13 protein-coding genes are annotated in these 12,190 nt (G+C 33.7%); 6 read left to right on the forward strand and 7 right to left on the reverse strand.

Translation table 11 applies throughout. The annotated features are described in order from the left end of the window. Positions 1-117 precede the first annotated feature (117 nt). Both OZJ21_RS00895 and OZJ21_RS00900 read left to right on the forward strand, forming a co-directional pair. A complete protein-coding gene (locus OZJ21_RS00895; protein WP_003701918.1) occupies positions 118-894 on the forward strand; it encodes a DeoR/GlpR family DNA-binding transcription regulator in 777 nt (258 codons plus the stop codon). Next, positions 891-1,697: an HAD family hydrolase gene (locus OZJ21_RS00900; protein ID WP_268857284.1), complete on the forward strand. Its 807-nt coding sequence runs from the start codon at positions 891-893 to the stop codon at positions 1,695-1,697. Before OZJ21_RS00895 ends, OZJ21_RS00900 begins: the two co-directional genes overlap by 4 nt. A 63-nt stretch (positions 1,698-1,760) precedes the next feature. Here OZJ21_RS00900 and OZJ21_RS00905 read toward each other — a convergent pair whose 3' ends face one another. Both OZJ21_RS00905 and OZJ21_RS00910 read right to left on the reverse strand, forming a co-directional pair. Next, positions 1,761-2,462: a DUF4811 domain-containing protein gene (locus OZJ21_RS00905; protein WP_268857285.1), complete on the reverse strand. Its 702-nt coding sequence runs from the start codon at positions 2,460-2,462 to the stop codon at positions 1,761-1,763. Then, positions 2,462-3,940, reverse strand: a complete 1,479-nt coding sequence (locus OZJ21_RS00910) for an MDR family MFS transporter (protein WP_081536640.1) — start codon at positions 3,938-3,940, stop codon at positions 2,462-2,464. The genes OZJ21_RS00905 and OZJ21_RS00910 overlap by 1 nt, the downstream gene beginning before the upstream one ends. Positions 3,941-4,095: 155 nt before the next feature. Here OZJ21_RS00910 and OZJ21_RS00915 point away from each other — a divergent pair, with 155 nt between their 5' ends. After that, positions 4,096-4,536, forward strand: coding sequence for a MerR family transcriptional regulator (locus OZJ21_RS00915; RefSeq protein WP_268857286.1), 441 nt, complete (start codon positions 4,096-4,098; stop codon positions 4,534-4,536). Continuing rightward, positions 4,536-4,916 carry an SMU1112c/YaeR family gloxylase I-like metalloprotein gene (gene gloA2 / locus OZJ21_RS00920; protein ID WP_003707229.1) on the forward strand — a complete coding sequence of 127 codons (381 nt, stop codon included), beginning with the start codon at positions 4,536-4,538 and terminating at the stop codon, positions 4,914-4,916. Before OZJ21_RS00915 ends, gloA2 begins: the two co-directional genes overlap by 1 nt. A 47-nt stretch (positions 4,917-4,963) precedes the next feature. Here the strand turns inward: gloA2 and OZJ21_RS00925 are convergent, their stop codons facing one another. From OZJ21_RS00925 to OZJ21_RS00945, 5 genes are all read right to left on the reverse strand, one after another. Next, on the reverse strand, positions 4,964-5,650 hold the full coding sequence (locus tag OZJ21_RS00925) for a DUF554 domain-containing protein (protein ID WP_268857287.1): 687 nt from the start codon (positions 5,648-5,650) through the stop codon (positions 4,964-4,966). Positions 5,651-5,808: 158 nt separating this feature from the next. Then, positions 5,809-7,104, reverse strand: coding sequence for an ABC transporter substrate-binding protein (locus tag OZJ21_RS00930; protein WP_268857288.1), 1,296 nt, complete (start codon positions 7,102-7,104; stop codon positions 5,809-5,811). A gap of 9 nt (positions 7,105-7,113) precedes the next feature. Continuing rightward, a complete protein-coding gene (locus tag OZJ21_RS00935; RefSeq protein WP_268857289.1) occupies positions 7,114-7,770 on the reverse strand; it encodes a response regulator transcription factor in 657 nt (218 codons plus the stop codon). A gap of 14 nt (positions 7,771-7,784) precedes the next feature. Then, complete coding sequence (locus OZJ21_RS00940) at positions 7,785-9,083, reverse strand: sensor histidine kinase (RefSeq protein WP_268857290.1); 1,299 nt, start codon at positions 9,081-9,083, stop codon at positions 7,785-7,787. Next, positions 9,083-10,075 (reverse strand): substrate-binding domain-containing protein, encoded by a 993-nt coding sequence (locus OZJ21_RS00945; protein ID WP_268857291.1) that lies wholly within the window; start codon positions 10,073-10,075, stop codon positions 9,083-9,085. Before OZJ21_RS00945 ends, OZJ21_RS00940 begins: the two co-directional genes overlap by 1 nt. A 270-nt stretch (positions 10,076-10,345) precedes the next feature. On the opposite strand from OZJ21_RS00945, the gene OZJ21_RS00950 reads away from it, so the two are divergent. Together OZJ21_RS00950 and OZJ21_RS00955 are read left to right on the forward strand one after the other, a co-directional pair. Beyond that, complete coding sequence (locus OZJ21_RS00950) at positions 10,346-11,344, forward strand: PTS sugar transporter subunit IIB (RefSeq protein WP_003705039.1); 999 nt, start codon at positions 10,346-10,348, stop codon at positions 11,342-11,344. Positions 11,345-11,362: 18 nt separating this feature from the next. After that, on the forward strand, positions 11,363-12,172 hold the full coding sequence (locus OZJ21_RS00955) for a PTS mannose/fructose/sorbose transporter subunit IIC (protein ID WP_003700745.1): 810 nt from the start codon (positions 11,363-11,365) through the stop codon (positions 12,170-12,172). Positions 12,173-12,190 lie beyond the last annotated feature (18 nt).

Here is a 12,190-nt window from a genome sequence, read left to right on the forward strand (position 1 = left end):
ATGATCAGTATTTAAAACTTAAAATGCCGATATATACTGAATTTAAATTGTAATATGCTGATTAAATGCGTCTGAAATCAGTAAAATATGCTAGAATTAACTTGTGAGGTGATGAAAATGCTTTCTCAAGAGCAAAGATTAGAAGAAATTAAAGAGATGTTAGCAAAAAAACATAAATTAACAACACATGAATTAGCTGATCATTTTGGGATTGCATTTGATACGGCTAGAAGAGATGTATTGAGATTGACATCTACGGGACAAGCAGCTCGAATTCATGGTGGGTTGATGGAAATTAAATTTAATAATGTACCAGGATTTGTAACACGTTCCCACATTCAGTCCCCAATTAAAGCTAAAATGGCTCGATTAGCTAGAGAAGAATTTAATCCAAGTGGCTTATATTTTGTAGGTGCCTCCACAACATTGATGCAGATGTGTGAGCAATTAGGGCAAATTAATACTACAATTATGACCAATTCAATTGATAATGCTGTAAGACTAATGTTAAATAAGTTGCCAGAAGTGGAATTATTAGGTGGAAAAATTGATAAGGGGAATCGTTATACATATTCAATGGAAACATTGTCCCAATTAGATAATATTACTTTTGATGCTGCATTTATCGGAACTTCTAAGATTCAACCAGATGGAGTTATGGTAGTGGATTCTTATGATGCAGCGATTGCTAAAAAAGTTGTTGAACGATCAAGAAAAGTTATTTTGATTGCTCAGAAGTATAAGTTTGTAACTAATAATTCCTCACCATATAAGTCCGCTAATTTAAAGGATATTGACGTATTAATTACAGATGTGCCATTAGAAGAAAAATATCGTAAGTATTTTAAACCAGATATAAAGATAAAGTACGTGAAAGAAGATGAGACAAAATGATAAAGCATATATTTACAGATATGGATAAAACATTGTTGAATGATAAGGGACAAATTAATCCCAAAACAGCAGAATATCTACAAAAGATAGATTTGCCATTAACTTTAGTAACTGCACGTGCTCCTAAGGAAATGCAGTTTGCGATTGATGATTTAAATTTAAAAGGTGAACAAATTGCTTTTAATGGTGGATTGATATTCTTCCCACATAAAGATGGAAATGAAGTAATTTCTTCTAATCCATTACAAGCAGAAGCTGCCAAGCGAGTAATTGAAAAAATTCAAGATAAATACGAAGGCGTGTCAGTAAGTTGGTATACAAAAGATGAATGGTATGCTCAACAAGAAGATGATGGTACAAGATATGAGACAAGTATCACTAATATCAAACCAACATTGAAGAAATATGATGAAATTGACTACACTGAACCTATTTATAAAATTATGATTGTTGGAACAAATATGGAAAACTTCGATAAAGTCGTAGATATAATTAGAGGAATGAAATTAGATGGCGTTAGTGCAAATCATTCTAATTATAATTACTTTGAAATTACTAATGAAGTTGCGGTTAAGAGTTTTGGAATTGAGTACATCAGACAAAGAGATAACTTAAAGAAAGAAGAGTTATTAGCATTTGGCGATGGAGAAAATGACATTAAGATGTTCGAAACAGTTGGTACTTCGGTAGCGATGGGAAATGCTAACGATAAAGTTAAATCAATTGCGACATATACCACTCTATCAAATGAAGAAGATGGAATTGTTCATGGTTTAGAAAATGTTGTTAAGCATTTACTATAAGATAAAACCCACGATAAATCTAAGTAGAAATTAGACTTATCGTGGGTTATTTTATATGCTTGATTATTTTTCTTTTACAGATTGAATTAATTTTTGCATCGCAGCTTGAGTAGCCTCATTTTGAGCTTGTTGGATTAATTCTTTTTGTTGTTCAGCTGACATTTGTGGGTTGGCTTGCATTGCAGCAGCAACTTTAGCCTTAACTTCAGTTTCTACTTGAGACTTCAATGCAGCTTGATTCTTTTTAACCAACTTATCTAATTCTTTAGCTTGCTTAGCTGTTAATACATTCCAATCACGATTGATATTGAAAGTGTAATAGCGATGCTTCAATTCATTATTATTGTGAAGAATGCCAAAGAAGAATTTAGATACGCCATCTTTGTAAACATAGCGTTTTTCAGTAATTGTTACATTTGGCTTATCACTTGTAATAACGTACTTAGCACTAGAGTCTTTAGTTTTTATAGGTTTGATCTTTTGCTTGGAAGAAGTCTTGTAAAGATAAACTTTTTCAGATTCATTTCCAAGTGGTTGATATAAAAGCACGTTCATCTTATCTGAAGCTGAAACTAATTGGTAACGAGTAGTAGTAGTCTTCACTTTCATACCATAGTGGTAAGTATCATTAGCAACAATTGAGACACCACTCAAAGTAGCAATTACTAAGAAAAAGAAGGCAATGATTCCGTGATATTTATTAAATGGAATTACGGAACAAATAAAGAAGAATATTAAAGCAATAATTAGTAAAATAATACTCATTATTTTTTACCTCCTAACATAGCAGCTTCACGAGCACGATTTCCTTTCTTAAGGAAGAATGCTAGAGCTAAAGCAACGATTGCGAAGATTGCAGCTACTAAGAATGCGGCTGTATAACCACTTAAAACAGCGTCAATAGCCTTATCACGATAAGCTAAAGGTGTTGCGTGAAGTAAGGACTTAGCAGGCATGTTGTCTTTAGTAGTTGTACTTAATACAGATACTAAAATAGCAGTACCGATTGAACTAACAACTTGACGGAAAGTATTGTTTACAGCAGTACCGTCAGAAATTTGCTTGAATGGTAGGACGTTCATACCAGAAGTTGTAACAGGCATCATAACCATTGCGATTCCGAACATACGCACAGCATAGAAAATAGTGATGTATAAAATAGAAGTGTGACTAGTTAGGAAAAGGAATGGTAATGTTCCTAGAGATAACATTGTCAAACCAGTAATTGCCATGTATCTAGCACCGTAACGGTCAAATAAGCGACCAGTAATTGGAGACATAATGGCCATTGCCATCGCACCTGGAAGTAAAATTAAACCAGAGTGGAAAGCTGATTCTCCGCGAATATTTTGAATGTATAATGGTAAAATCATTTCAATTCCCATCATAGCAAGGTTGGATACACTTGATAAGATGGCAGCAAGGCTAAATTCCCCATATTTGAAAACAGAAATATCAAGGAATGGTACTTCCATCTTAAGCTGACGCCAACCAAATAAAATAACGAAGATAATACCAACAAAAATAAATGCTAGTACAAGTGGATCAGTCCAACCGTCGTTACCAGCTTTGGAGAATCCATAAAGCATGGAACCAAAACCGATAATGGATGTAATAGCAGAAATAACATCGATATCTTGATCGCGGTTAGGGATAACATTTTTCATTAAGAAGATTGAAAGAATGATAACACCTAAAACAATTGGAAGCATCATACCGAATAAATCACGCCATGAGAAGTTATCAACGATCCATCCAGAAAGAGTAGGTCCAATCGCAGGAGCTACACCGATCGCAATCCCTACAGTACCCATTGCGGCACCACGTTTTTCAGGTGGGAAGATGGATAACATGATTGTTTGAAGAAGAGGCATAGATACCCCAACACCCAAACCTTGGATTAAACGTCCAGCTAACAATGTAGCAAAGTTAGGGGCGATAAATGATAATAAAGTACCAACAAAGAATGTTGACATAGCACCAATATACATTGTACGAGTATTAAACTTATTAATCATCCATGCAGAGATAGGAATCATAACCCCGTTAACTAACATAAAACCAGTTGTTAACCATTCAACCGTTGCGGTGCTGATGTCAAATGACTTCATAATTGCTGGAAATGCAGTTGCGAGTAAAGTAGCATTTAAAATAGTACAAAAAGAACCAATCATTAAAACGAGAACTAATAAAGATCGGTTATATGGTTTTCCGTAAATATCAGTAGCTTGTGTTTCAGCCAATTTTTGTTTCCTCCTTAAATAATATATTTTCATAGCTTACAATTTAACTTTGAAAATATTACACCCTAATTTTATTTTTGTCAAGAAAGTTGACAAATGAGTTAAAAAAGTTACAATTGATGTATAATATATGGACAAAAGAAAGGAGCAAAGTTGTGTTTTTTCAAAATACAGATGGTAAAAAGGCGATGGATGATATCCAAATTGGAATAGGGGATATGAGCAAATCTACCGGTGTTTCTTCTCGACAATTAAGATATTGGGAGGAAAAAGGATATATAAAATCAATCAATGATGGTGATGGAAATAAAAGAAAGTTCACAATTAATGAATATTATCATATAAGATTGATAAAACATTTTTTAGATGAAGGATATACTTTAAATACTTCAATTGAAAAAGCAGAGGAGCGCAGACAACAATTATTAGTTTTGCGAAGATTTGGTGTCGAAATTATCAAAGATGTTGAGATAACAGATAGAGATAAACATTATGGCAAAATTGACTTGGGAAAAGTATGCAACGATGAAAATAAGCATGCATATGGAATAGTAAATGAAGATGGGTGTTCAATAGAAATAGAAGGTGAAGAATAATGGATTTTAGCAAGGTACACCATATTGCGATTATTGGAACAAATTTCGAAGAGATGAAAGAGTTTTATGTAGACAAACTGGGCTTTACTTTGTTAGATAAGCATGTTAGGCCAGAAAAAGATGATATATTATTTAATGTTGGATTCGGAGAAATGGTATTAGAAATCTTTATCAAAAAAGGAGCTCCAGTTCGACCAACCTATCCAGAAGCTAAAGGATTACGTCATCTAGCTTTTAGAGTTGATAGTGTAGAAGAAACTGTTAAAGAATTAACTGCCAAAGGGGTAGAATGTGAACCAATTCGTAATGATACCTTTAATGGTAAGGCGATGACATTTTTCTATGATCCAGCAGGAACACCATTAGAAATACACGAATAAAAAAGTTAAATCTGATCATTTGATTTCAAGGATCAGACTTAACTTTTTTAAATTATACCGATGTAATGAAGAATAAAGAAGAGAATACCAGATACAAGTAGCGATGGTAATAAATTCATAGTTTTAAACTTTTTAATTCCAAGAATACTAAGACCAGAGGCTAGAATTAAAACACCGCCAACAATTGACAATTCATGTAAAAAATCAGGATTAACGCTACTTTGTAACAAGAAGGCTATTAAATAAAAGCTACCTTGCCAGAAGAATAAAACAAGTGCAGCTAACATAATGGTTAATCCAAAAGTTGATGCTAGAATGATAGAAGTAATGCCATCAAGAATACCGTTTGTAAAAAGATAAGTATAATTGTGGTGTAAAGCAGCTTCAACTGGACCTAAAATGGATAAAGTACCCATACAATATAGCAAGATAGCAGTTGACAATCCTTCAGATGATTTAGAATTACTGAATTTTTTAACAGAATTAGAAAAACGAGTAGCTAGGTCAAATTTAACTCCTAATACGCCACCAATTGCCAAACTTAAAATAAACAAGATAGGGAGTTTACTTTTAGGGAGATTTTGCAAGACAGCTTGCATTCCTAAGCAAGTGGCGGCTAATCCCATCGCTTGCATCAGAATTTCTTGATATTTATCAGCAAAGCTTTTCTTGAAGTAATTTCCAAGTAAACTTCCAATTAGAATTGTACTGACATTGAAGAATGTTCCAATCATGAAAAATATCCTCCTTAATTTTAGTGTATAAGACTAAAATATCATAAAAAGTAAAAAAGAACGATATAGATATAGGACCAATTTTCTAATTTATGCAATGTAAACGGTTGTTTGTATAAATTAGAAAATTGGTCCTATCTTAAAAATAGCATTTTTAACTATTTCGCTAATTCTTCTTGGATCTGATTTTGAATATTTGATAATTGAACTTCAACGTTACCATTTTCAAGGGCAATATTAATTAAATAATCAGCTGTCTGCATGACATTATTATAATTTTTGAATTCAGGATATTTTTGTGATTTTGCCATAATACTTGCGAATTTTTCCTCGGTTAAAGCATTGTCAGCATTATTTTCCTTTTGTAAATTCTCGGTAATATCTTTACTCTTCATAACACTCTTAAGAACGGAAGCTCCTTGAGAGTAGGTAAAGAGTTTCTGTTGAACATCGCCATTATTAGACAAAAATTTAACAAGTTTCCATGATAAAAGTGGATGTGTACTTTGAGAAGACATTGCCACCATGGAAGTATTCACATAGGTTGAGTTAATATCTGGAGTAGCTCCAGGCATTCTAATGCACGTCCAAGAAAATGATGAATAGCGCGAAACGCGATAAGGGTATGATTCATAAGTGCGATATTGAGCTAGTGTCATAGGAAGAAAAGCAACTTTTCCCTTATCAAAGTCATCTGCGGTTACTTTATAATCTTTTTGTAAATTATATAATTTTTCCATCATGGTTAAAGCTTGGCGTACTTTATCTGAATTAAAATAGCTAGCTGTGCCTTGACTATTGAATAATTTAGCATTATAGGCTTGGGCTGCATCTTTCCAAGAATAATCTGCATAGCCAAATTGATCCACTACACCATCATGATTAGTATCTTTTGTAACTTGATGACAAATTCGATAGAAGTCATTTAGTGTCCATCCCGATTTTGGAATAGTAATGTGTTCTTTTTTGAGTAAATCAGTATTAACGCACATCATCATCGGATTACTTTCGAGTGGGAGTGCATATTGCTTACCTGCGGACATTCCAGCTTTTAAATTAGTAGGGTAATAATCATCGGTATTTAATCCAGATAAATCCATGAAATAATTTAAATTTCGCATAGTTCCTAGAGAAGATAAAAAGCCAAATTGCTCAGAAGGAACGATAAAAACATCTGGTGCTTTATTATCAACAATCTTTTGTGACAACCATTCTAAGTAATCATTCTTATTAATGCCACTTTCATATTTAACCTTAACATTTGGATTTTCTTTCTCGAATTTCTTCACGACATAGTCAATGAATTTGTATTCATTATCATTAGGAACGTCCCAACTACTATCACTGTAAATGCCGATAGTAATAACTTTTTGCTTTTTCTGATAAATAAAAATCCCACTTATTATTACTAGAATCATTAATAATATCGATAGAATAATATATCTTTTTTTCATGATATTTACCTACTTACGTGGAGCATTTTGAACAGCCCAAATTGCCAATTGAGTACGGTCGCGTAAATTTAACTTGGAAAGAATATGTGATAAGTGATTACGGACAGTACCCTCAGATAAAAAGAGTTCTTGGGAGATTTCTTTATTAGATAAACCACGTCCAACTTGGTAAATTACACGCCATTCAGCATCCGTAATTAGAGTCGCTCCTTCCTTATCTACATCAATTTCAAAATCACTTTGAGCCATTTTAGAAAACAATTTTACAACTTTAGCAGCAATATTAGGATTAATCATGGAGCCGCCATTGTAAACTGTGGTGATAGCGTCATGTAATTCAGTAGGAGAGACACCCTTTAAGATGTAGCCAGATGCCCCATATTTGAGTGCGCTAAAAATGAAATCATCATCATCAAAAGTTGTTAAAATAATGATTTTTATGTGAGGGTAGGACTGCTTAACTAATTTTGTGCTTACAGTTCCATCCATATTAGGCATGCGGATATCCATTAAAATTACATCTGGTTCTTGTTCTTCAATACTTTCTAGGACTTGTTTACCATCGCCAACCGTATCAATTACTTGAATATCTTGATAGGTATCTAAAACAATTTTCAGTGATTCCCTGATTAACTTTTGATCATCAGCTATTAGTACTTTTATCATAAATATATTTCCCCCTAGTTTTTAATAATGAATTTTATTTTTGTAGTAAATCCGTGATCTCCTTGGTAGGTTACAGTACCACCGATAATAGCAAGTCTTTCTTGCATCTGAGTTAGACCAAATCCAGGCTTGATAGTTGGACTACCTTTACCGTTATCGTGAATTTCAATATAGTAGTATTTATCATCTTTAGTCATTCTTATCCAAATCTTTTCAGCATGACCATGTCTAATAGAATTAGTAATGGATTCTTCGATAATTCTAAAGACGACATTTTCAGTAGTTTTCTCTAAATCAACGCCTTGCCATTGAAAATCTAAATCAATCGTTAAAGTTGGAATATTATCATAGCGACTAATCATATCAACAATCGAATCGTATAAGGATAATTTTTCTAAAGCTCCGGGACGCATTTTATTTAATGACTTACGTACATCTACAATACCTTGACGTACTACCTCAGATAAATTCCTTAATTGCTCCTTGGCGCTATCTTTATCCATATCAATTAGTACTAGGACAGCGTCAATACCAGCTGAAATTCCAGTTAAAGCATGGCCTAGAGTGTCGTGTATTTCCCGGGAAATACGTTTTCGTTCACGCAATTCGGCGTTCTCTTCGGCAACACTAATATAGTGCTGAAGTTCGACATTAGCGTGATCAACCATTCTAAGCTCTTCTTCGATATTGCGTTTCTCATTTGTTATATAAACGACATATGTAAATAAGGATAAAGTAAAAATAACGATACTAATAATAAAAAGAAATAGACGCATTAGAGATAACAGAGTTGCCACATGACTCGGTAAAAAGCTAATATAAATTTCTAATGATGGTAAGGAAATTAAAGTTGCCAAAAAATTACTATTTGATACTAGTAAGCATACCGAAGCAACGATAATGAAAATCAGCCAATAAAATTTATTACTAATGGTGTGGAAGTCATCAGTTGAAAAAAAGATATCAGCAAAGGCTAAGAAGACTAAACCACCATAAGTTGCCTTAGTTAGCCAAAAAATTAATACTATTAGTAATAATTCTAGCCAGAGTAATTTATTCGTCTTTTTATTGGTTGAGGTTCGGCGTAAATAGATGACAGTAACTAAGTATCCAAAAAGTACAAATACTACCCAAAAAAGTAATCTAAAATTACCAGGCATGACTTGTAATTGTTGTAAGAGGTATAAGCTAAGATTCTTTTTTGAAATGTAACTAGTAATTAGTAAATATAAAGATACATCAAACATTACTGAAATAAAATTTACCATTACTAACAACCAATATACATAAGTTGCTTTGGTTAATCGACTCATTATTGCCACCCCGATATATCGTAATCATTGATATTTTTCTTTGTCAGCAAGAAGACTGGTACAACAACATCTTTGGAAACTTTTTTTCCTTTGACGAGCTTATAGCAGACTTGGATTGATTTCTGGCCTAACTTAATAGGAGATTGGGCCACTGTTGCCTGTGCATTAGGATTACTTAGTAGTAGATGCTTCATATTAGTCGAACCATCAATTCCATATACCATAATTTTATTGTGAAGATTTAGGGCGTCCATAGCAGCTAATGCCCCAACGGCACTTTGATCATCCATTGCCATAATAATATCAAATTTATCAGGATTGACTTCTAGCAGTTCTTGTACATTTTTTAAAGCCACGTCAGTCTGACCTAGAGTTTCAAGATTTTCTGTAATCTGATAGTTAGGATTATCTTTAATTTCGCTAACAAAGCCTCGATATCGTTCTTTTACAGACAAAGCATTCCAATGACGCAGAACTAAAATTTTAGCCTGGGGAGAATTTTTCATCATATACTTTGCATCTAATACGCCAGCTTTAAAATTATCAGAAACAACATTGGCATTAACAAAAGAAGAATTGCTCAACTGACTGTCTACAACGACAATTTTTATACCTTTATCATGGGCAATTTTTAAAGCATGTTGAATTTGTTTACTTTCACCATTCACAGGATTGATTAAAATAACATCTACTTTTTTGTCGATAAAATCATATATTTGTTGACATTGTTTAGAAACACTTAATCCTGGATCACGAGTGTATAAAATGTCACCATTTTGGCTAACTTGTTTTTTTACTTCCTCATTAATGGTTTTATAAAAGCTATTATTGAGGGTCATGTAGGTTGAACCAATCTTTACTGGCTGTTTCACAAAAGGCATGTAAAACGAGCCAATCCAAACAACAAGTATGATACCTAATAAAAAAATAGCGATCGAGATTAAGCGAACGAAATCTTTCTTTTTTATGAACTTTGTTAATTTATACTTCACAATAATTCTCCTAAAAGCGTTTTATATCTTGATTATATCATTTTTAACATAGCTATGAACGTGATAAATGTCATAGTAGAGCGAGTGAAATCATAAATTTTTGTGTCTTTTAGCATACTTAGGAGAAATGATATTGTGATTGAGGTCACTTGTTGAGATTTTAGAAATCGTTTACAATTGCGAAGTAATAATTATTTATCAGTATTACGTATAGAAATTATTATTTACATATTATTAGAACTGATAACGTATATGTAAGGAGGAGTACTTATGGTAGGAGTTATTCTTGCTAGTCATGGTGGTTTTGCAGACGGCATTCATCAATCTGCTGAAATGATCTTTGGGCCTCAAGAAAATTTTAAGAGTTGTATCTTAAAGCCTGATGAAGGTCCAGAAGATGTTAAAAAGAAAATGCAAGAAGCCGTTGCAAGTCTTGATAATCAAGATGAAGTTTTGTTTTTAGTAGATTTATGGGGTGGAACACCTTTTAACCAAGCTTCAAGTTTAGTTAAAGAACATGAAGATAAGTGGACAATTGTTGCGGGAATGAATCTTCCAATGGTAATTGAAGCATTAACACAACGTTTCTCAGTAGAATCTGCTAGAGAAATCGCTAGAGCAATTGTTCCAACTGGTAATGACGGTATTAAGACATTCCCAGAAGATGCAATGCCAGTTAAAAAAGAATCTGATACTAAAGCAGTTAAGACAAGTGGCAAAAAGAAGACAATCCCTGAAGGTACTGTTTTAGGCGATGGACATATCAAGTATGTTCTTGCTCGTGTAGATACACGTTTACTTCACGGACAAGTTGCTACAGGTTGGACACATACTACTCAACCAAATCGAATTATTGTTGTTTCAGATACAGTTTGTCATGACAAGTTGAGAACTAGCATGATTAAACAAGCTGCACCTAATGGAGTTCGCGTAAGTGTAGCACCTATCAAGAATATGGCTAAAGCTAATAATGATCCTAGATTTGGTGATACTCGTGCGATGCTCTTATTTGAATCAGTTGAAGATGCTTTAGCAGCTGTTAAGGCAGGGGTAGAAGTAAAAGAAATTAACCTTGGTTCTTCTGCTTATAAAGAAGGTAAAGTTAACGTAACAAAGGCTTTATCATTTGATCAAACAGACGTTGATTCGATCAAAGAATTACAAAGTATGGGTGTAAAATTTGATGTTCGTGGGGTTCCAGCTGATAGTCCTGCAAATATCGATGACTTAATTAAATTAGCTGAAAAGAAATTAGCTGAGAAAAATTAATTTTGGAGGTTTAATGAAATGAGTACGATTCAAATTATTTTAGTCGTTATCGTAGCCTTTATCGTAGGATGTAGTTCTGTTAACGACCAAATCGAAACTTATCAACCAGTTGTAGCTTGTTCTTTAATCGGACTTGTTACAGGTCAACTAGAACTTGGTGTTATGCTAGGTGGTAGTTTACAATTAATCACAATGGGTTGGGCTAACGTTGGTGCTGCTATGGCTCCTGACGCAGCTTTGGCCGGTGTAGCTTCTGCAATTATTCTTATTGAAGGTAACCAAGGTGCACAAGGTATTGGACCTGCTATCGCTTTGGCTGTTCCTTTGGCTGTAGCTGGTTTAGGTTTAACTATGATCGTTAGAACAGCAACAGTATTTATCGCACACATTATGGATAAGCGTGCTGAAAAGGCTGATATCAATGGTATTCAAGCATGGCACTTTATTGGTATGACTTTACAAGGTTTACGTGTTGCTATTCCTGCATTACTTTTGATGTTGATCCCTGTAAGTCTTGTACGTCAAGGACTAGAAGCAATGCCAGAATGGTTGACAGCTGGTATGACAATCGGTGGTGGTATGGTTGTTGCTGTAGGTTATGCTATGGTTATCAATATGATGTCAAGTCGTGAAGTATGGCCATTCTTCTTCCTAGGATTTGCTCTTGCAGCTATTAAGCAACTAACTTTAATTAGTTTAGGTATTATCGGTGTATGTTTAGCTATATTATTCCTTGCTCTTGAAGGTAGTGGTGGTAGCTCAAATGGTTCATCAAATGGCTCTGGCGATTCAGATGATCCGCTTGGAGATATTTTGGAAGACATCTAACTTAGGAGGGGAAAAACA

Origin of the sequence: Ligilactobacillus sp. UO.C109 (genome assembly GCF_026847815.1) — a bacterium.
GTDB classification, from domain to species: Bacteria; Bacillota; Bacilli; order Lactobacillales; family Lactobacillaceae; genus Ligilactobacillus; species Ligilactobacillus salivarius.

Coding starts and splice junctions, on each gene's coding strand:
- OZJ21_RS00895 (WP_003701918.1), top strand. CDS start 118: ATGCTTTCTCAAGAGCAAAGATTAGAAGAAATTAAAGAGATGTTAGCA.
- OZJ21_RS00900 (WP_268857284.1), top strand. CDS start 891: ATGATAAAGCATATATTTACAGATATGGATAAAACATTGTTGAATGAT.
- OZJ21_RS00905 (WP_268857285.1), bottom strand. CDS start 2,462: ATGAGTATTATTTTACTAATTATTGCTTTAATATTCTTCTTTATTTGT.
- gloA2 (WP_003707229.1), top strand. CDS start 4,536: ATGGATTTTAGCAAGGTACACCATATTGCGATTATTGGAACAAATTTC.
- OZJ21_RS00925 (WP_268857287.1), bottom strand. CDS start 5,650: ATGATTGGAACATTCTTCAATGTCAGTACAATTCTAATTGGAAGTTTA.
- OZJ21_RS00930 (WP_268857288.1), bottom strand. CDS start 7,104: ATGAAAAAAAGATATATTATTCTATCGATATTATTAATGATTCTAGTA.
- OZJ21_RS00935 (WP_268857289.1), bottom strand. CDS start 7,770: ATGATAAAAGTACTAATAGCTGATGATCAAAAGTTAATCAGGGAATCA.
- OZJ21_RS00940 (WP_268857290.1), bottom strand. CDS start 9,083: ATGAGTCGATTAACCAAAGCAACTTATGTATATTGGTTGTTAGTAATG.
- OZJ21_RS00950 (WP_003705039.1), top strand. CDS start 10,346: ATGGTAGGAGTTATTCTTGCTAGTCATGGTGGTTTTGCAGACGGCATT.
- OZJ21_RS00955 (WP_003700745.1), top strand. CDS start 11,363: ATGAGTACGATTCAAATTATTTTAGTCGTTATCGTAGCCTTTATCGTA.